Source organism: Haemophilus sp. HMSC068C11 (genome assembly GCF_001815355.1).
Lineage (GTDB): Bacteria > Pseudomonadota > Gammaproteobacteria > Enterobacterales > Pasteurellaceae > Haemophilus_D.
Map to the genome: position 1 here is coordinate 21886 of NZ_KV820366.1, position 20859 is coordinate 42744.

The window sequence follows — 20859 nt, forward strand, 5'->3', positions numbered from 1 at the left end:
CGTCCTTATTTTGCTTGGGTATTGATTTGTTTGATTGCTTTAAGCACCGCCGCTGCTTTATGGCGAGTTTCATCCGCTTCCATTTGAGGATCAGAATCTAATACTTCACCACAACCTGCTTGAATATGGGCAATGCCATTTTGTACAAAAGCAGAACGAATCACGATACAGGTATCAAAACGGCCGTCAGATGTAAGATAACCGACTGCACCACCGTAGCTATGACGTTTTTGCTGTTCAAATTGATAAATTAACTGCATCGCTTTAATTTTAGGCGCACCAGTTAACGTCCCCATATTCATACAAGCTTGATAAGCGTGTAAGGCATCAAGTTCAGGACGAAGTTTACCCACTACGCGAGAAACCAAATGCATGATGTGAGAATAGCGATCCACTTGCATTAATTCTGCCACTTTACGTGTACCGCTTTGGCACACGCGAGCAATATCATTACGGGCTAAATCCACCAACATTAAATGTTCAGCTTGCTCTTTATGATCAAGACGTAATTCTAATTCCAAACGCGCATCCAATTCAGGGTCAATATTGCCATGGGCATCAAAACCACGAGGGCGAGAACCTGCAATTGGGTAAATTTCTAATTGACGATTATACGGTGCATATTTCAACGCACTTTCTGGTGATGCACCGAATAAAATGAAATCCTCATCGTTCATGTAGAACATATAAGGGCTTGGATTGTTATGTTTTAATTGCGCATAACTTGCAAGGGTATTTGGGCAAGCTAATGAAAAACGGCGAGATGGCACGATTTGGAACACATCACCAATATTAATATGATGTTTTAATGCTTTGACAATGCCGATGAATTCAGGATCTTCAAAGTTGGTGCTGACCTCATCACTTGCTGCTTTAATGGAAAATACGCCATCAATATTTTTTAATTTTTGGGCAATAGAAAGTGCCGTTTTTGCGACTTCCACTTGTTCTTCTTGACTAAAACAAAAGCTTTTTAATGTGGCTTGTTGGCTTTGGTGATCGATGGTAATTAAATTTTCTGCGAGATAAAAACTGTAATCCGGGCAGTTAATGCCATCATCTTTTAATTCAACACCTTGCATTGGAATAAAATTTGCCACCAAATCATAAGCAAATAAACCACCTAAAAAGACAGGTGTGCTGCTATGTTGATAATGGTTAGAAATTACACGAAGTCCATCAAAAATGGTTGCAGCTTGTAATTTACTGTCTTCATCTAATTGATTGTCGAGCGGCGCGAATTGTACAGAAAATTCATTCTCAAAATTAACCGCATTTACGGTACCGAGTTGGCTTAATACAGGATGAATTTCGTTTAATACTTGTTTTCCGTTCGCATTTAGTGCTCTAAAGGTCACCTGATTGCCTAAACAAGTAATTTTAACGGCGGCATTAATCAGAATAAGGCTCTGTAAGCTGTTTTTACTGCCAATTTCGGCAGAGTCGAGTAGAAGAGAATTTGAGTTCTGTTGGCATAGTGTATTAAAAATTGCGGTGGTGTCGGCATGGTAGGGAACCGGTTGAGAGGTCACCGCAATAAATGGGGTGTTTTTCATAATGAATCCTTTATTCTGAACTTTTGCACTATTAAACTAGTACATGATGCGTAAGTCAAGAAAATAATCAAAAAATTGGCGTAATTTTACAATATTTTTTTAATTTTTAACCAATAAGATTAGAAATAGCGCTTTTCACAGAAAAAAAAAGCCATTTCGAGGCATATCTCAAAATGGCTTAATAGAGAGAATAGATTCAGAGATTAGAGAGAAGCAACGATCTCATCGATTTTATTTCTTGCTGAACGTTGTGCTTTTTCAATCGCTTCAGCACCTAATCCGATACCTTTTGCATAAGCAAACTGAACATCGGTAATACCAACAAAACCTAAAATGGCTTTTAAGTAATTTGTCACGTTATTGTTTTCATCATACATGCCACCAAAGCTTGCTAACACAATCGCTTTTTTACCTTGAAGTAAACCCTCAGGGCCATTTGCAGTGTATTGGAAAGTCACACGAGGGCGAGAGATAAAATCAAAATAAGATTTAAGTTGTGTTGGGATGCCTAAGTTATACATAGGTGCACCAATTACAATAATATCAGCGGCTTTTAATTCAGCTACTAACTCATCAGATAAGGCTAAAAGTGCATTTTCTTCTGCAGTTTTAGGTTCGCCACGTACCGCAGTTGCCGCCGTTGCATCAAAATGGGGAAGTTGTTGCGCCGCTAAATCACGTACCACAATGTTGTGGTCTTTTAATTTTTCAATGGTGTAATCGGCTAATTTATTACTTTGAGAGTTATCTGCAAGGATGCTTGATTTCAATACTAATACGTTCATAGAGTTTCCTTTAATTGGTGTTTATCAAAAGTGCAGTCATTTTATCGGAAATTTTGAATAGATAAAGTAGCTATCAGGAAAATCATTGTTTACTCATTGGAAAGAATTCAGCGAGATATTAACAAGTGTGGTGGAAAGTGCTAAAATTCTCCGCCGCACTTGGTTTGCTCGATAGTGGGAGTGAATGAAAGTGCGGTTTGTTTTTAATCATTATTTGCATGTTGCCTTTCGTATGGGCGACCACTGTATAAGGAAAAATTATGCCTATTATTACTTTACCGGACGGTTCTAAACGTGAATTTGATCGTCCAGTTTCTGTGTTAGAAGTGGCTCAAGATATCGGAGCCGGTCTTGCCAAAGCAACCATCGCTGGCCGTGTAAACGGTGAACGTCGTGATGCGTGTGACATCATCAATGAAGATGCCAACCTTGAAATTATTACTGCAAAAGATGAAGACGGTTTAGAAATTATTCGTCACTCTTGCGCACACTTGCTTGGTCACGCTATCAAACAATTATTCCCAGATGTCAAAATGGCAATCGGTCCAACGATTGAAAATGGCTTCTATTATGACGTGGATTTAGACCGTTCTTTAACGCAAGAAGACATTGATGCTATCGAAAAACGTATGCTTGAATTGGCGAAAACCAATTATGACGTCATCAAAACTCCGGTAAGCTGGCAAGAAGCAAGAGATACTTTTGAAAAACGCGGTGAGCCATACAAAATGGCTATCTTAGATGAAAATATCGAACGTACCGCAACCCCTGCGCTTTATCATCACGAAGAATACATTGATATGTGTCGTGGACCACATGTGCCAAATATGCGTTTCTGCCACAACTTTAAATTAATGAAAGTTGCAGGTGCTTACTGGCGTGGTGATAGCAAAAATAAAATGTTACAACGTATCTACGGTACGGCTTGGGCAGATAAAAAACAATTAGCGGAATACTTAACTCGCTTAGAAGAAGCGGCAAAACGTGACCACCGTAAAATCGGTAAAGCGTTAGATTTATATCATATGCAAGAAGAAGCACCGGGTATGGTGTTCTGGCATAACGATGGTTGGACAATTTTCCGTGAATTGGAAACCTTCGTACGTACTAAATTAAAAGAATACGATTATCAAGAAGTGAAAGGTCCGTTCATGATGGACCGTGTGTTATGGGAAAAAACAGGTCACTGGCAAAACTACGGCGATTTGATGTTTACTACACAATCAGAAAACCGTGAATATGCGATTAAACCAATGAACTGCCCAGGACACGTTCAAATCTTTAACCAAGGTTTAAAATCTTACCGTGATTTACCAATCCGTATGGCGGAATTTGGTTCTTGTCACCGTAATGAACCATCGGGTTCTTTACACGGTTTAATGCGTGTACGTGGTTTCACTCAAGATGATGCACACATTTTCTGTACTGAAGACCAAATTGAAAGTGAAGTAACCAGCTGTATTAAAATGGTTTACGACATTTACAGCACTTTCGGTTTCCAAAATATTCAGGTGAAATTATCTACTCGTCCAGAAAAACGTATCGGTGCAGATGATATGTGGGATCGCGCAGAAGCAGGTCTTGCAGCAGCATTAGCGCATAACGGTCTTGAATATGAAATTCAAGAAGGTGAAGGTGCATTCTACGGTCCGAAAATTGAGTTTGCATTACGTGACTGCTTAGATCGTGAATGGCAATGCGGTACGATCCAATTAGACTTTGCATTACCTGGTCGTTTAAATGCGTCTTATGTGGCAGAAGATAACGATCGTCGTACTCCGGTTATGATTCACCGTGCGATTTTAGGTTCGATTGAACGTTTCATCGGTATCATTACTGAAGAGTATGCCGGTTTCTTCCCTGCATGGTTAGCACCAGTTCAAGCGATTGTGATGAATATTACAGATAGCCAAGCTGATTACGTGCAAAAAGTCGTGAAACAATTTTCTGATGTCGGATTACGCGTTAAAGCTGATTTACGTAATGAGAAAGTCGGCTTTAAGATCCGTGAACACACCTTACGTCGCGTACCTTATATGCTCGTTTGCGGTGATAAAGAAATCGCTGAAGGCAAAGTGGCAGTACGTACACGTAAAGGTGCAGATTTAGGTACTTTCACGATTGAAGAATTTGCTGAAATCTTAAAATCTCAAGTAAGACAACGTGAGTTGAAATTGTTGGGTGAAGAGTAATTAATTCTTTAAAATCTTAATTAAAAATGACCGCACTTTGATGTGCGGTTTTTTTATATTCACGGTATAAAAATAAACTCAAGTCTCTCTTTCTTCTATATAATAGCCTTATCACAAGGAGGCGAATATGACAGCTCAAATTCAACAATTAACACCAGAATTAACTTTAGAACGTATCAATGAAATTCCTGTTTTAACTTTAAATCACTCTGTAGGTTCCGCTCGAATTTCACTACAAGGGGCACAGCTATTAAATTGGAAACCTAAAGGGGCAGAGCAGGATGTCTTTTGGTTAAGTGAGATTGAACCTTTCACACAAGGTGTGGCAATTCGTGGCGGTGTACCACTTTGTTACCCTTGGTTTGGTGGTGTTAAACAGCCTTCACACGGTACAGCGCGTTTACGTTTGTGGCAATTAAGTGATTATGATCTGCAAGCGAATAAAGTGCGGTTAGAATTTTCACTCTTTTCTGAATATGGTGTGATTGAAACCAAAATGAAAATGGAATTTACCGATAAATGCACAATGACTTTAACGCATTTAGGGCAGGAGCCTGCTCAAGCGGCATTACACAGTTATTTTAATATTGGTGATATTTCACAAATTGAAGTCCAAAATTTACCAAGCCGTTGTTATGACTCATTACAAGGTAAACATACTGATGTTCCTTCAACTCGAAGAATAGAACAAGGCGTCGATTGTATTTATACATTAGAGGAAGATAAAACATTCTTGGTGGATCAAGCATTTAATCGACGTATTCAAATTACCCATCATCATGCCGATTCAATTGTGCTATGGAATCCTTGGGAAAAAACGCCAAGTGCAATGAAAGCAGATGGATATCGAAATATGGTGTGTATTGAAACTGCGAGATTAGAGAAATTACTTCAATTTGGTGAAAGTATTTCTGCTGAAATAAGTGCTTTACCAGTTGATATTTAAAGGAATAGAAATCCTTGTTGCATAAACGTGGCAAATACTATAAAATTTTGCCCGTTTTTTGTTTGTTTTTATAGCAAATGATTGAAGAAATCTTCTGTTTTAAATGCAGTGGGTTTTATCTTAAATAAATAGAAGGAATAACATTATCAAAACCGTAAAAAAAGCTCCGGCAGCTAACCGCCCGAATCGCATTAACGATGAAATTCGAGTAAAAGAAGTTCGTTTGATTGACCAAGATGGTGAACAAGCGGGGATTGTATCAATTCAACAGGCCTTAGATATGGCAGAACAAGCAGCGCTTGATCTAGTTGAGATCAGTCCAAATGCCGAACCACCGGTTTGTCGTATTATGAACTACGGCAAGTTCCTCTATGAAAAGAGCAAAACTGCAAAAGAACAGAAGAAAAAACAAAAAGTCGTACAAGTGAAGGAAATTAAATTCCGTCCAGGTACTGACGAAGGTGACTACCAAGTTAAATTACGTAGCTTAATCCGTTTCTTAGAAGATGGCGATAAAGCGAAAATTACCGTACGTTTCCGTGGTCGTGAAATGGCTCACCAAGATATTGGTTTAGACGTATTAGAACGCGTTAAAAACGATTTAGCACACATTTCAGTAGTGGAATCTGCACCAGGTAAATTAGAAGGTCGCCAAGCGGTAATGGTGTTAGCACCTAAGAAAAAATAATTTTTTATTTAGATTTAATCTAGATAATCGAATTTTCACTTCGGTGAGAATACAACTGCACATTGGGCAAACTACGCAGCCTAATTGCTTTTGGAGAAGGGCAATTTAATTTGCCATATTGGAATAATTAGTGCCTACAAGTAATCTTCGGATTCGCCTAATTATGTGTTTAACTTAAAATGCGGAGTTATTTTAACAATGCCTAAAATTAAAACAGTACGTGGTGCTGCTAAGCGTTTCAAAAAAACAGCTTCTGGCGGTTTCAAACGTAAACAATCTCACTTACGTCATATTTTGACTAAAAAGACAACTAAACGTAAACGTCATTTACGTCATAAATCAATGGTTGCGAAAGCAGACCAAGTTTTAGTAGTAGCTTGCTTACCATACGCATAAGCCGTTATTTAAGCAAAACGTACGATTAGTTAAATTAGTTAAAATATTACATAGGAGATTAAATAATGGCTCGTGTAAAACGTGGTGTTATTGCAAGAGCACGCCATAAGAAAGTTCTTAAGGCTGCTAAAGGTTATTATGGTGCACGTTCACGCGTGTATCGCGTTGCTTTCCAAGCGGTGATCAAAGCTGGTCAATACGCATATCGTGACCGTCGTCAACGTAAACGTCAATTCCGTCAATTATGGATTGCACGTATCAACGCTGCGGCTCGTCAAAATGGTTTATCTTACAGCAAATTCATCAACGGCTTGAAAAAAGCGTCTGTTGAAATCGACCGTAAGATCCTTGCTGATATCGCTGTATTCGACAAAGTAGCGTTCGCTGCATTAGTTGAAAAAGCAAAATCTGCACTTTAATTTTTTAAAGTTTAGATTCAAGAATTAGGACGCTGAAAAGCGTCCTTTTTTATGACCTCCAAAAAAGAAAAAACCGCTACTCAAAACTTGAATAGCGGGGAGGTCTTAATTTATAAGAAACTTCAAAAAGATAACTGCAATATGCAGTGCACTAGCAATGTATCAGACTGTGTGTTTTTGAAATAGTTCGATATTTTTGAAAAAATTTTTAAAAATATCAAAATTAAACGAAAATGAACGAATTTAGCCCTTTATAAAGGCAACGATTTGCTCTTCAATCCCTTTTTCATCTAATTTAATTTCAGCAAGTGCTTCTTGTTGTGTTCCTTGCGGAATAAAGATATCTGGTAAACCAAGCTGTAAAAGTGCGGTTGTTTTTCCATGAGAATTTAGCACTTCTGAAACAGCAGAGCCTGCACCACCTTGAATCGCATTTTCTTCCAATGTCACAATGAAGTCGTGGGTATCCGCCATTTCTAGAATGCGAGATTCATCAATTGGTTTCACAAAGCGCATATCGACAACAGTTGCATTGAGTTTTTCTGCCACAGATAAAGCAGCAGGTAAGAGTGTGCCAAAATTCAGAATCGCGATTTTTTCACCTTGACGAACCATTTTTGAACGACCAATTTCTAATTCAGCAAGTGGGGTTAATTCTACGCCGATTGCATTTCCACGCGGATAACGTACCGCAGCAGGTTTACCACATTTATAACCAGTATAAAGCATTTGGCGACATTCATTTTCATCACTTGGTGTCATGATGATCATATTCGGAATGCAGCGCATAAAACTTAAATCAAATGCACCTTGGTGAGTTTGTCCATCAGCGCCTACAATACCGGCACGATCGATGGCAAAGAGAACAGGTAAGTTTTGAATAGCAACATCGTGAATAAGCTGATCATAAGCACGTTGTAAGAAGGTAGAATAAATTGCTACAACAGGTTTATAACCGCCAATTGCAAGACCGGCTGCAAAGGTAACAGCATGTTGCTCTGCGATGGCAACATCAAAATATTGTTGTGGGAATCGTTCTGAAAATTCTACCATGCCAGAACCTTCACGCATTGCCGGGGTAATACCGACTAATTTATCGTCTTGTTCCGCCATTTCGCATAACCAATCACCAAAGATTTTTGAATAGGTTGGTTTGGCATTTGATTTAGGAAGTTGGCCGCTTGTTGGGTCAAATTTTGGTACACCATGGAAACCAATAGGATCTTTTTCTGCAGGCTCGTAACCTTTTCCTTTTTTAGTTTTGATGTGTAAGAATTGCGGCCCTTTGAGATCGCGCATATTGCTTAAAGTAGCAATTAATTCATCGATATTATGCCCGTCAATTGGTCCAATATAGTTAAAACCGAGCTCTTCAAAAAGCGTACTTTCTGGAGAGAACATTACACCTTTCATATGTTCTTCGGTTTTCTTCATAAAGTTTTTAACGGTCGGCACCTTATCTAAGATTTTCTTACTGCCGTCACGAACGGTTGAATATAATGAACCAGAGAAAATACGGGCAAGGTGATTATTTAATGCACCGACATTTTCAGAAATAGACATTTCATTGTCATTTAAAATGACCAACATATCAGTATGCAAAGAACCAGCATGGTTTAAGGCTTCAAATGCCATACCCGCAGTGATTGCACCATCACCAATAACACAAACAGTTTTGCGACCTGCATTTTCACGTTCTGCCGCGACAGCAATCCCCAGTCCTGCACTGATTGAAGTAGAAGAGTGGCCAACACTTAATACATCAAATTCACTTTCTTCACGCCAAGGGAAGGGATGAATTCCGCCTTTTTGGCGAATAGTAGACATTTGATCACGACGACCTGTCAAAATTTTATGTGGATAAGCTTGATGACCCACATCCCAAATTAATTGATCAAAAGGGGTTTTGAAAATGTAGTGTAGTGCAACAGTCAATTCAACAGTACCAAGACCTGATGCCAAATGACCACTGGTTTGACTAACGGACTCCAACAGATAACTCCGTAATTCCTGACAAAGCTGCGGAAGCTGCTCTTTATTCAACAGACGCAAATCTTCCGGCGAATTAATTAAGGATAAAAGAGGATAGTTGTTCATATATTCGTTAGTCCTAAAATGTGAAAAAAGTGACCGCACTTTGAGAAATTAAAGTCAGTGCTGTCACCATTAACTTTTACGATTGACAATAAATTGAGCTAATGCACGCAATGCAGTGGTATCAAAAGGTAAATTGTCTAATTCATGTAAGGCGGTTTGATAGAGTTCTTGTGCTTTTTGTTTCGCACCCTCTAACCCTAACAGCTTTGGATAAGTGCTTTTATCTAAACCTAAATCAGAACCCACAGGTTTGCCGATTTCCGCACTGTCGCCTTCAATATCTAAAATGTCATCTTGTACTTGGAAAGCCAGACCAATAGCTTGTGAATAACGTTCTAGTTGTTGTTCTAATTCTTTGTTTTCAAAGTGAGGCGAACAGATAAAACCCAATTTTAATGCGGCTGTTAGCAATGCACCAGTTTTGTTGCGATGAATAAGCTCTAATTCGTCTAAATTAACTTGTTTGTGCTCTGAAATTAAATCTAAACTTTGTCCTAAACACATGCCTTGTACGCCAGATGCTTGAGCTAAGACTTTCACTAATTGCAATTTTTGTTCAGCAGAAAGAGAAGGGGCTTCAGTAAGAATTTCAAAGGCAAAAGCTTGTAATGCATCGCCAGCTAAAATAGCCGTAGCTTCATCAAAAGCGATATGACAAGTTGGTTGACCACGACGAAGTTCATCGTTGTCCATGGCAGGCAAATCATCATGGATTAAAGAATAAGCGTGAATAGCTTCAATGGCTGCAGCCGCGTAATCTAAAGCAGGTGTTTCTGCACCCAGCATTTTACCCGTTGCATAGACAAGGAAAGGGCGAACGCGTTTGCCACCTAACAATAATCCATATTTCATGGCATCACGCAAAGGGGCGCTATAAGAGTCAATTTCTTCAAATTGATTGGTTAAAAACTGATTAATACGATCTTGAACTTGTTTGAGTTCAGTGCCGAATTGATAACTCATGGATTACTCGTCCCCTTGATAATCACTTAATGGGGCGGTTTCGCTTTTTTGTAACAAAATTTGAATACGTTGTTCTGCTTGTTGCAAGCGTTCTTGACCAAGTTGAGCCAATTTAATGCCGTTTTCAAATTCTTTCAGCGCATCTTCTAATGGTAATTCACCGCTTTCAAGTTTTGTCACAATGGTTTCTAATTGTGCAAGTGTTGTTTCAAAATCAGGTTCAGCATTTGCTGGTTTACGCGCCATTAAATTATCCTTTTCAGATGAATAAATTGCTCCGTATTGTACTTGATTTTTATAGGGATGTTAAAAACTTATTTCAAAGTGCGGTCAGTTTTTCGTGAGAATTTGAACTTTGTGGGATCTGGAATTTAGCGTACAATACGGCCATTTTTTATTATTCACAGATTATTATGAAATTTATCGTTAAACTTTTTCCTGAAATTATGATTAAAAGCGAAACCGTGCGTAAGCGTTTCGCGAAAATTTTGACCTCTAATATCCGTAATATTTTACAAAAATATGATGAAGAAACAGCGGTTGTTCGTCATTGGGATTACATCGAAGTGCGGTCAAAAAATGAAGCCAATCGTGAAGAGTTGATTGCACTTTTACAACGTATTCCAGGTATTCATCATTTTTTAGAAGTAGAAGAAAAACCGTTTACCGATTTACATCATATCTTTGAGTTGACCTTAGTGGATGTTGCAGCTCAACTTGAAAACAAAACCTTTTGCGTACGTGTAAAACGGAAAGGTAAACATGATTTCAGTTCCATTGAAGCAGAACGTTATATCGGTGGTGGTTTAAATCAGCATATTGAAAGTGCAAAAGTACGCTTAAAAAATCCTGATGTGACGGTGCGTATTGATATTGAAGATGACAAAATGATGCTGGTGAGAGGTCGTCATGTTGGTCTTGGTGGTTATCCAATTGGGACACAAGAAGACGTGCTTTCATTGATTTCAGGTGGCTTTGACTCTGGCGTATCCAGTTATATGCTTATTCGTCGTGGTTCTCGTGTGCATTATTGTTTCTTCAATTTAGGTGGGGCTGCTCACGAAATTGGCGTGAAACAAATGGCTTACCATATTTGGAATCGCTATAGCTCATCTCATAAAGTCCGTTTTATTGCTATTCCTTTTGAAGGCGTAGTGGGCGAGATTTTAGAGAAAGTTGATAACGGCCAAATGGGTGTCGTGTTAAAACGAATGATGGTGCGAGCTGCAAGTAAAGTTGCACAACGTTTTGATATTCAAGCTATCGTTACCGGCGAAGCACTCGGACAAGTTTCGAGCCAAACCTTGACCAATTTACGTTTAATTGATGAAGCATCTGATGCGTTAGTATTACGTCCACTTATTACCCATGATAAAGAACAAATTATTGCGATGGCGAAAGAGATCGGCACAGATGATATTGCCAAATCAATGCCAGAATTCTGTGGGGTGATTTCTAAAAATCCAACGATTAAAGCCGTCCGTGAAAAAATTCTTGAAGAAGAAAATCACTTTGATTTTGGCGTGTTGGAAAGTGCGGTTGAAAATGCACAATATTTAGATATCCGTCAAATTGCAGAAGAAACCAAGAAAGGAGTGGTGGAAGTGGATACCATTTCAGTGCTTGGTGAAAATGATATTATTTTAGATATTCGTAGTCCTGAAGAGACAGATGAAAATCCATTTGAATCAGACGAGCATCAAGTGATGCAATTGCCGTTTTACAAATTATCTTCACAATTCTGTTCATTAGATCAAAGTAAAAATTATGTGCTTTATTGTGAGCGAGGCGTGATGAGTAAACTGCAAGCGCTTTATTTAAAAGAAAATGGTTTCACGAATGTGAGAGTTTTCGGGAAAAAATAAACAAAAAATGACCGCACTTTAACGTGCGGTTTTTTTATTCGTAATCTAATTCACCCACTAATTCATCGATAGCTTTGGCAAGTAATGTTCTGTCATGACGATAGCTGATATCATCTGCATTCAAGCGTTTAGCTAAGATTTTAACGGAAGAAATGGCAGACAAATCGACCGCACTTTGTTGTTCGCGATAAGGGGTAATGGCGCCATTAATGATAGGGGCACCGACAATTTCATTAATTTTCTGAATACGATCAGTCAGTGAAAGCTGAGAGGCCGCGCCAATTTCTGTCCCTAAATTATCAATAAAAATCACTTTTGCTTTGCTATTACACAGGGCAGTCGCTAATTCAGGTAATAATAATGGTGGCATAATGCTCGTCATGAAACTTCCTGGACCAAGTAAAATGACTTCCGCTTGCTCTAATGCTTGGATGGCTTCTTGTGCGGCTTTAACCATAGGCACTAAGAAAAGTGATTGAGGTAATTCCGTTAAATTATCAATGCTCACTTCACCGACAATACTGGAGCCTGAACCTAAACTCGCCGCAAGGTGAACAGGTTCTTCTGACATGGGAATAATGTGAGATTTTACTTTGAGTAATTCACGAATTAAGTTAATGGCTTCAATAGGGCGAATATGCATATCTTCTAAGGCTTTGAGCATTAAATTGCCTAAATTATGCCCAGAAAGTTCACCTTCACCAGTAAAGCGGTATTCAAATAATGCAGATGCCGTGCTTGGCTCAATGATGATTTGGTTTAAACAATTACGTAGATCGCCCCATGCGATACCACCTTGTTCTTGGCGAATACGACCCGTTGAACCGCCGTTATCTGTGGTGGTAACAATACCGGTTAAACGCTCTTTCATAAAACTAAGCGCCGATAATACACGCCCTAATCCATGACCACCACCAATGGCAACAATATGTTTGATTTCGTCTAAATGTTCATGACGGCTGTGACGAGATAAATCGGACATTTTTCTTCCTTTTTTACCTATAAATAATTATAAAAAATAATGTTATATATTTTTTTATATAAGTTAATGCTGTTATTTTTATTAATATAGTCGGGTTATTCTACCAAATTATTGCTATTAACCGCTTGCTTTTATTACAATACCAACACAATTTATTTTTAACGCATAACTCCGAGCTTGTTTAGCCTAAGTTTCACAAGAAATACGGCGGCAAGCCAATAACGCGGTACGTTATTCAGGGATACGCTGGAAACGGTTTATCCTCTCCATATTTAGAAAGGTGTAAAATGCAATCCATTCCTATCAAGAACGTAGGAGAGTCTCGCTTAGTCGATCCTTTCCAACGCCAATATTACTATCTACGACTGTCGATTACCGATCAGTGTAATTTTCGTTGTACCTATTGTTTGCCTGATGGTTATCAACCCGAAGCTAACAAACCAAGTTTCTTAACCTTAAAAGAAATTACCCATCTTGCTCAAGCGTTTGCTGAAATGGGCACAGAGAAAATCCGTTTAACGGGTGGCGAACCGACTTTACGCAAAGATTTTATTTCTATTGCTGAAAGCATTGCTAATATTGATGGAATCCGTCAATTAGCCGTCACGACAAATGGCTATCGCATGGCAAAAGATGTGGCTGATTGGAAGAAAGCAGGGATTACGTCTATTAATGTCAGTGTTGATAGCTTAGATCCGAAAATGTTCCATCAAATTACGGGTATCAATAAATTTGATGACGTGATGCGCGGTATCGATCGTGCATTTGAAGTGGGCTACAACAAAGTCAAAGTCAATTCAGTTTTGATGAAAAATTTGAATGACAAAGAGTTTGAGCAATTCCTTGTTTGGGTGAAAGATCGCCCAATTCAAATGCGCTTTATCGAACTCATGCAAACGGGCGAAATGGATAGTTTCTTTGATAAATTCCATCTTTCAGGACAAGTATTAGCGGATAAATTGCTGCAAAACGGTTGGCAATTACAACACAAATCCCATACTGATGGTCCTGCTAAAGTATTCACGCATCCTGATTATGCAGGCGAAATTGGCTTAATCATGCCTTATGAGAAGAATTTCTGCGCAAGCTGTAATCGTCTCAGAGTATCAGCGAAGGGCAAACTTCATCTCTGTTTATTCGGCGAAGAAGGCATTGAATTACGTGATTTATTGCAATCCCATGAACAGCAAGATATTTTGCAAGCACGTATTTTTTCTGCACTGCAAGGCAAACGTGAACATCATTATTTGCATATCGGTGATAGTGGCGTAAGAAATCATTTAGCCTCTATCGGTGGCTAAAAGAAAATAGGTGAATTTAGCTATTCACTTATTTTGCTTTTGTCACACATGTAAAACATTCAATATTTTAACCGCACTTTATTTTATTATGACTACATTTACGCATATCAATTCTCAAGGCGAAGCCAATATGGTGGATGTTTCTGTAAAAGCAGAGACTGTTCGTGAAGCTCGTGCCGAAGCCATCGTGACTATGTCAAAAGAAACCCTTGCTATGATCGTGGAAGGCAAACATCATAAAGGCGATGTATTTGCTACAGCACGTATTGCAGGTATTCAAGCCGCAAAACGTACTTGGGAACTTATCCCGCTTTGCCATCCATTGTTACTTTCTAAAGTAGAAGTGAATTTAGAACCGTTACTTGAAACCAATCAAGTTCATATTCAATCTCTTTGTAAATTAACTGGAAAAACCGGCGTAGAGATGGAAGCATTAACGGCAGCAAGCGTAGCAGCCTTAACCATTTACGATATGTGTAAAGCCGTACAAAAAGACATGGTGATTGAACACGTTCGTCTGTTAGAAAAGAGCGGTGGAAAATCCGGCCATTTTATTGCGGAGGAAAAATAAGATGTTAAATGTTTTATTTTTTGCTCAAACTCGAGAATTAATTGGCGTCGATTCTATTCAGCTTGAAGGCGATTTTGCGACAGCGGAAGCGGTACGTGAACATCTCGCTCAAAAAGGTGACAGATGGGCGTTAGCGTTAGAAAAAGGGAAGCTTTTAGTCGCTATCAATCAAACCTTGATGCCATTAGAAAGTGCGGTCAAAAATGGGGATGAAATTGCATTTTTCCCACCGGTAACAGGGGGTTAAATGACGGATATTCAAATTTCAGTACAAGAACAACCGTTTGATCAAAATGCCGTTTACCGATGGCTTTCTGAGCAACATTCGGTTGGCGCAACGGTTATTTTTGTGGGTAAAGTTCGCGATCTTAATTTAGGTGATGAGGTATCCAGCTTATACTTAGAACATTATCCCGCCATGACGGAAAAAGCCTTACGTGAAATTGTAGAACAGGCTAAAGCCCGTTGGGATATCCAGCGAGTGTCTGTGATACATCGAGTAGGACTTTTGCATACCGGCGATGAAATTGTTTTAGTCGGCATCAGTTCTGCTCACCGAGGTGATGCTTACCACGCCAATGAATTTATTATGGACTTCTTAAAATCCAAAGCGCCGTTCTGGAAAAAAGAACAAACCAATCAAGGTGAGCGTTGGATTGAAGCAAGAGAGAGCGATAAAGAAGCGTTAAATAAGTGGTAATTCAATATAAAAAATATGGTCATTTTTATGGCCATTTTTACTTTTATTAGCAGAATAAGTATATAATTATACATATACTTTAAGTTGTTAATTTATCTTTAATTTATCTTTAATTTATCTTTACATTACATTTAACTTCTCCATAAAAAAACTATTCTTTGTCAGCTTTTGTAAAATCTTGTAAATTATCTGTTAATTGCTGAGTTTCCTATTATACTTATTCGGAATCAAGATTTTGTTTGTCTTGACTACTTATTTTTAGATTATAGGAAACTTTAATATGAATCATGTTTTTAAAATTATTTGGAATACAGTAAACCAATGCTGGATTGCTGTTTCAGAACTAAGCAAATCTGTGGGTAAATCATCTCAAACTGATAAACGTAAAACATTAAATGTAATTATTGGCGCTGCAGTTTTAGCAGGTGCAACTACAAGCGCGATGGCTGAAACCAATGTGGTATCAAATGATCAAGGAAATATTGTTGGAGGTATCGGTGCGAGAGCCCTTGGTGGAACCGGTACAACAGGGAATTCTGTTGTTTTAGGTAATAAAGCTAAATCTGAAACAACTGAGAGCGTAGTAATTGGTGGTAATACTACAAATACAGGACGTTGGTCTGTAACTTTAGGTGATAAAGCTGATGGTAATTCTCAATATGGCGTGACGATTGGTAATAGAGCCTATAGTGGTAAAGGTACAAACGCAATTGCTATCGGCTTAATGGCTAAAACTTCTAATGAGAAAGCGGGTGGAAATAGCCAAACTGCTGTAGGGGTGGCATCTTATGCTGATGGTGAAGGGGCTTCAGCCTTTGGTGCAACAGCAAATGCAACAGGCGCTCTAGCAACCGCTGTTGGTCGAAACTCGAAAGCTCTCGCACAAAGTGCATCAGCATTGGGAGATAGTGCATCAGCTTCAGCATGGGGCGCAACTGCATTAGGCGTTGGCGCATCTGCTAGAGCGAATAATTCTATTGCAGTTGGTTCTCAAGCAGTAACAGAAGGGCAAGAATCCACCGCGTTAGGTCGCCGCTCTTATGCTGGAGCTCAAAGTGCAACAGCTTTAGGTACAGGTGCAAACGCTAGTGCAATCGTTTCGACTGCTGTAGGTAATGGGGCTAAAGCGAGTGAAGTAGGAGCTTCAGCATTAGGTAACGGTGCAGATGCTAGTGGTAGAGGTTCAATGGCTTTCGGTTATGCATCTAAAGCTTCAGCAGTGGATGCATTGGCAACTGGTTCTAATGCTAATGCTTCATCAATGAATGCCGTTGCGGTTGGTAAAAATAGTAATTCCTCTGCTGTTAATGCTATTGCTCTTGGTACATCTAGTAACGTCTCTGGGGTTAGTGCTGTTGTGATTGGTACTCAAGCTAAAGGTACGCATGAAAACTCTGTGACATTGGGTTCTTATTCAAGTAGTGCAGCCAATGATTTTGATAAGACAGCAAAAGCTTTATCTTATTTTGGTGATAAGAGCAGCGTGACAGTTAACTACAATGGTACTTCTTCAACTCAAAAAGGTGCAGTATCTGTTGGTGATGGAAAACTTGTTCGCCAGATCCAAAATGTGGGTGCAGGTCGAATTACTGATAAATCAACCGACGCAGTAAATGGTAGCCAGTTGTATCAAGCGTATTACAATGCAGGCTTTAATATTCAAAACAATGATACTGACACATCACGTATTAATACCAATGGCAAAGTAAATTTTGTGAATGGTAAGAATACCAAAGTGGTTGTTGAAGATGGTGATAATGCTGCTAATATTACAGTGAATTTAAAAGATGATATTACTGTTAATAATGTTACAGCTAATAATCTCACCGTAGGACCTGTTACGATTAATCAAGATGGTATTAATGCAGGTGATAAAAAAATCACTCATGTATCAAATGGTACAATTTCAGCAGATAGTAAAGATGCTGTGAATGGTAGCCAATTATATGCAGCGAAGAACGAGCTTAATACCAATATTACTAAAGCCGCAGCGGCAGCTAAAACAGAAGTAAAAGCTGGAACAAATGTAGAGGTTACTTCTGAAACTGGTGCGAATAATCAAACGATTTACACCGTTAATGCAAAAGACACTTCCGCATCAGTTGAAGCTGCTTCTGATGCTGTTACAGTAACAGTTGGTGAAAAAACAGAAGTTAAAAATGGTATTTCTGTTACCACAGTAACCAATTACAAAGTGGATCTTTCACAAAAAACCAAAGATGAAATCAAAAATGCAGGTGGTCGTGGATTTAACGTGACTGCAAGTGCATCTGAAGGTACTGTTGTAAATGAAGTGACAGAAGAAACGGTTCAATCTACTGCAACAAAAATGGATAAGTTAACACTTGATGCGGGTAAAAATATTAAATTAACTCACAAAAAAGGCAAAGTGTTAAGCGTTGCTGTGTCTGATACACCGACATTCAAAAATGTAACTACAACAGGTGACGTTAACGTTGGTGGTACTATCCATGCACATGGTGGATTAGATATGCACAATAATCGTATTGTAAATGTGGCTGATCCGAAAGACCCAACTGATGCAGTAAATAAACGCTATGTTGATAATGCAGTGAAAAACATTAATAACAACATCAATCGTTTAGACAACAAAATTGATCACGTTGATCGTAAATTACGAGCAGGTATTGCAGGTGCGACAGCGATTTCTTTCTTACAACGTCCAAATGAAGCGGGTAAAAGCTTAGTTTCTGTTGGTGTTGGTGGTTATCGCAATGAAAATGCAATCGCAGTTGGTTATGGCCGAAATTCTGATAACAACAAAATTTCGATTAAAGTTGGTGCAAGTATCAATTCCCGCAGTGATGTAAACTGGGGCGGAAGCATCGGTTACCAATGGTAATTATTTGATAAAAAGGCAGAGTAAAATCTGCCTTTTTTTATTATATTGAGATGAAAAAAAGTGCGGTCAAATTTAACCGCACTTTTTGTTTTTATTGATTAAAGCACTTTTACAATGCTTTCACATAAATAACGAATATTGTCCTCAGTGATCCCAGCCACATTGATACGACCAGAACGAACAGCGTAAATCGCAAATTCTTCTTTTAAGCGATCAACTTGTTCAGGTGATAAGCCGCTGAAAGAGAACATACCGTTTTGTTCCATGATAAAGCTGAAATCTTGTTCTGCACCGTATTCTTTTAATAACTGAACGAATAAGTGGCGCATTTTTTTGATGCGTTCACGCATTTCAGTTAATTCATTTTCCCAGTCTTGACGAAGTTGTGGATCATTTAACACCGTTGCTACGGTCGCCCCACCGTGAGATGCTGGGTTAGAGTAGAGGGTACGAATAATTGATTTCACCTGTGTTAATGCTGTTGAAGCAATTTCTGCATTTTCAGCCACAAGGGTAAAAGCACCTACACGCTCATTGTATAAACCAAAGTTTTTAGAGAATGAGCTCGCCACTAATAATTCTTTATGATTTGCTGCAAAAGCACGTAAACCGTAAGCATCTTGGTCTAAGCCATTGGCTAAACCTTGATAAGCAAAGTCAAAGAGTGGTAACCAGCCATTTTTTGCTGAAAGCGCAGCTAATTCTTGCCATTGTTCAGGGGTTGGGTCAATACCAGTTGGGTTGTGGCAGCAACCGTGTAACAGCACCACATCGCCTTCGCTTGCTTGGCTTAAATCTTCAAGTAAATGTTCCCAGTCAAGGGCTTTGCGTTCAGCATCATAATAACGATATTCACGAATCGTCATGCCTACCGCATTGAAAATTGCATTGTGGTTAGGCCATGTTGGTGTACTAATCCACACATTTTGTGCTTTGGTTTGGCGTTTAATGAATTCCGCAGCAATGCGTAATGCACCTGTACCACCTAAACTTTGCGCAGTTCTTGCGCGGTTTGCTTTAATTACATCAGAATCTTTACCGAAAAGGAGCTCTTTTGTGCGTTCGTTATAATCGGCAATACCATCGATAGTCAGATAGTTTTTCGTTTTTTCGTTATCAAATAAGCGTTTTTCGGCTTCTTTTACCGCACGCATAATTGGCGTTGTACCTTGTGCATCTTTATAAACGCCAATACCTAAATTAATTTTATTTTCACGCGTTTCAGATTTGAATGCTTCGCCTAAGCCTAAGATAGGATCGGCCGGAGCCGCTTTGATATGTTCAAACATAGCTTTTCCTTATGTATGTGTTGTGGGATGAGTAAATTTATACTTCAGCCGATAGATTTTATCAAGAAGAACCTAATAAAAATCAACCGCACTTTGATGTTTTTAGATATTCATCAAAAAGTGCGGTTGTTTTTTTCGATTATTTTAATTTCTCAATCGCCCAATTTAAACCAGATTGATAGTCTTCAGGGAGTTCGTGACGAAGTTTTTCAAGCTGTTGAATAATGATCATTTTATCAGGATGTGTAATATTGATATGACCTAATTTTCTACCTGGACGAACTTCTTTACCATACCAATGTAACTGGGAGAAAGGCGTGTTCAACCATTGTGGATTATGCTCTGTACCAATCAAATTGACCATGACACTTGGTGCAATGGGTTGTAATGACGGTGTAGGTAAATCTAACAAGGCTCGTAGATGCAATTCAAATTGGCTAATGGCACAGCCGAGTTGTGTCCAATGTCCACTGTTATGCACACGAGGGGCGAGCTCATTAATTAATAATTTATCGCCCACCACAAAGCATTCCATCGCCATTACACCCACATATTCAAGCTTGTCCATGATTTTTCCGAGCATAGATTCAGCCTGAATTTGTTGGTTTTTTTGTTTAGGAAATGAAATATCTGTCACACTGTAACGTAAAATACCATTTTGCTGTAGGTTATGCGTCACAGGATAGAAACGTTTTTCACCATTTTTAAATCTTGCGCCTACGATAGACACTTCATAATCAAAAGGAATAAATTTTTCTGCGATAACTTCACCGAATAAATCGTCCGTAATATCACGTTGATTATTTTCAGTGATAATCCATTGACCACGGCCGTCATAACCACCGGTACGACGTTTAACAACAACTTTTTCACCCACGTTTTTAAATACTTCAGACCATTGCGTTTTATCTTTTAATAAACACCATGGTGAGGTAGAGAGATTGAGTTCGTCCAGTAAAGATTTTTGGGTAAAACGATCAGCCAATAAGCCAAAAACATTCTGATTAACGAAATTTTTATGATGGCCTAATAATTCAGTTAACGGTGTTTTTTCCCAACGTTCAATTTCTGCGGTGATGATGGCATCTTTGGGTAAATCAAATACGGGCGCATTAAACTCAAGCGGCTGGACATGAATATCTAATGGGGCACCTGCATAACGTAACATTCTGCCGAGTTGACCGTTACCAAGCACATAAACGGTAGGATATAGGGTAGAGTTTTGCATAAATTTTCTCATTAAATC

19 protein-coding genes and 1 riboswitch are annotated in these 20859 nt (G+C 38.8%); of the genes, 11 read left to right on the top strand and 8 right to left on the bottom strand.

What is annotated here, in order from left to right; genetic code table 11:
* Positions 1–5: 5 nt before the first annotated feature.
* Together trpE and HMPREF3020_RS05820 are read right to left on the bottom strand one after the other, a co-directional pair.
* On the bottom strand, positions 6–1556 hold the full coding sequence (gene trpE, locus HMPREF3020_RS05815) for an anthranilate synthase component I (protein ID WP_070775850.1): 1551 nt from the start codon (positions 1554–1556) through the stop codon (positions 6–8).
* A 203-nt stretch (positions 1557–1759) separates the two neighbouring features.
* Entirely contained in the window at positions 1760–2341 is a 582-nt protein-coding gene (locus tag HMPREF3020_RS05820; RefSeq protein ID WP_070775851.1) for an FMN-dependent NADH-azoreductase, read from the bottom strand.
* A gap of 260 nt (positions 2342–2601) precedes the next feature.
* On the opposite strand from HMPREF3020_RS05820, the gene thrS reads away from it, so the two are divergent.
* The 5 genes from thrS (at position 2602) to rplT (ending at position 6982) form a co-directional block, all read left to right on the top strand.
* Positions 2602–4533: a threonine--tRNA ligase gene (thrS, locus tag HMPREF3020_RS05825; RefSeq protein ID WP_070775853.1), complete on the top strand. Its 1932-nt coding sequence runs from the start codon at positions 2602–2604 to the stop codon at positions 4531–4533.
* Positions 4534–4660: 127 nt separating this feature from the next.
* On the top strand, positions 4661–5479 hold the full coding sequence (locus HMPREF3020_RS05830; RefSeq protein WP_070775854.1) for a D-hexose-6-phosphate mutarotase: 819 nt from the start codon (positions 4661–4663) through the stop codon (positions 5477–5479).
* 145 nt (positions 5480–5624) lie between these two features.
* Positions 5625–6167 (top strand): translation initiation factor IF-3, encoded by a 543-nt coding sequence (infC, locus tag HMPREF3020_RS05835; RefSeq protein WP_083315443.1) that lies wholly within the window; start codon positions 5625–5627, stop codon positions 6165–6167.
* Between the two features lie 198 nt (positions 6168–6365).
* Positions 6366–6563, top strand: coding sequence for a 50S ribosomal protein L35 (gene rpmI / locus HMPREF3020_RS05840; RefSeq protein WP_005596065.1), 198 nt, complete (start codon positions 6366–6368; stop codon positions 6561–6563).
* Between the two features lie 65 nt (positions 6564–6628).
* Positions 6629–6982, top strand: a complete 354-nt coding sequence (gene rplT, locus HMPREF3020_RS05845; RefSeq protein WP_005596075.1) for a 50S ribosomal protein L20 — start codon at positions 6629–6631, stop codon at positions 6980–6982.
* A gap of 243 nt (positions 6983–7225) precedes the next feature.
* Here the strand turns inward: rplT and dxs are convergent, their stop codons facing one another.
* The 3 genes from dxs to xseB form a co-directional block, all read right to left on the bottom strand.
* Positions 7226–9079 (bottom strand): 1-deoxy-D-xylulose-5-phosphate synthase, encoded by a 1854-nt coding sequence (dxs, locus tag HMPREF3020_RS05850; RefSeq protein WP_070775857.1) that lies wholly within the window; start codon positions 9077–9079, stop codon positions 7226–7228.
* 69 nt (positions 9080–9148) lie between these two features.
* The gene (ispA, locus tag HMPREF3020_RS05855) at positions 9149–10042 is read right to left on the bottom strand and encodes a (2E,6E)-farnesyl diphosphate synthase (RefSeq protein WP_070775858.1); all 894 of its coding nucleotides are present in this window, start codon (positions 10040–10042) and stop codon (positions 9149–9151) included.
* Positions 10043–10045: 3 nt separating this feature from the next.
* Entirely contained in the window at positions 10046–10288 is a 243-nt protein-coding gene (gene xseB, locus HMPREF3020_RS05860) for an exodeoxyribonuclease VII small subunit (RefSeq protein WP_005696153.1), read from the bottom strand.
* 167 nt (positions 10289–10455) lie between these two features.
* Between xseB and thiI the strand changes: the two genes are divergently transcribed.
* The gene (gene thiI, locus HMPREF3020_RS05865; RefSeq protein WP_070775860.1) at positions 10456–11907 is read left to right on the top strand and encodes a tRNA uracil 4-sulfurtransferase ThiI; all 1452 of its coding nucleotides are present in this window, start codon (positions 10456–10458) and stop codon (positions 11905–11907) included.
* Between the two features lie 34 nt (positions 11908–11941).
* Here the strand turns inward: thiI and yvcK are convergent, their stop codons facing one another.
* Positions 11942–12889 (bottom strand): gluconeogenesis factor YvcK family protein, encoded by a 948-nt coding sequence (yvcK, locus tag HMPREF3020_RS05870; RefSeq protein ID WP_070775862.1) that lies wholly within the window; start codon positions 12887–12889, stop codon positions 11942–11944.
* A gap of 157 nt (positions 12890–13046) precedes the next feature.
* Positions 13047–13188, top strand: a riboswitch (molybdenum cofactor riboswitch).
* Here yvcK and moaA point away from each other — a divergent pair.
* The 5 genes from moaA (at position 13177) to HMPREF3020_RS05895 (ending at position 18324) form a co-directional block, all read left to right on the top strand.
* Positions 13177–14190, top strand: a complete 1014-nt coding sequence (moaA, locus tag HMPREF3020_RS05875) for a GTP 3',8-cyclase MoaA (RefSeq protein ID WP_049355725.1) — start codon at positions 13177–13179, stop codon at positions 14188–14190. Its footprint overlaps the riboswitch before it by 12 nt.
* 88 nt (positions 14191–14278) lie before the next feature.
* Positions 14279–14761, top strand: coding sequence for a cyclic pyranopterin monophosphate synthase MoaC (moaC, locus tag HMPREF3020_RS05880; protein WP_070775898.1), 483 nt, complete (start codon positions 14279–14281; stop codon positions 14759–14761).
* Position 14762: 1 nt separating this feature from the next.
* A complete protein-coding gene (gene moaD, locus HMPREF3020_RS05885; protein ID WP_009499890.1) occupies positions 14763–15008 on the top strand; it encodes a molybdopterin synthase sulfur carrier subunit in 246 nt (81 codons plus the stop codon).
* A complete protein-coding gene (gene moaE / locus HMPREF3020_RS05890) occupies positions 15009–15461 on the top strand; it encodes a molybdopterin synthase catalytic subunit MoaE (protein WP_070775864.1) in 453 nt (150 codons plus the stop codon).
* A gap of 280 nt (positions 15462–15741) precedes the next feature.
* Positions 15742–18324 (top strand): YadA-like family protein, encoded by a 2583-nt coding sequence (locus HMPREF3020_RS05895; protein ID WP_070775865.1) that lies wholly within the window; start codon positions 15742–15744, stop codon positions 18322–18324.
* Positions 18325–18422: 98 nt separating this feature from the next.
* On the opposite strand, the gene HMPREF3020_RS05900 is transcribed toward HMPREF3020_RS05895, so the two are convergent.
* Positions 18423–19613 (bottom strand): amino acid aminotransferase, encoded by a 1191-nt coding sequence (locus tag HMPREF3020_RS05900; protein ID WP_070775867.1) that lies wholly within the window; start codon positions 19611–19613, stop codon positions 18423–18425.
* Positions 19614–19752: 139 nt separating this feature from the next.
* Entirely contained in the window at positions 19753–20841 is a 1089-nt protein-coding gene (gene purK / locus HMPREF3020_RS05905) for a 5-(carboxyamino)imidazole ribonucleotide synthase (protein ID WP_070775869.1), read from the bottom strand.
* Positions 20842–20859 lie beyond the last annotated feature (18 nt).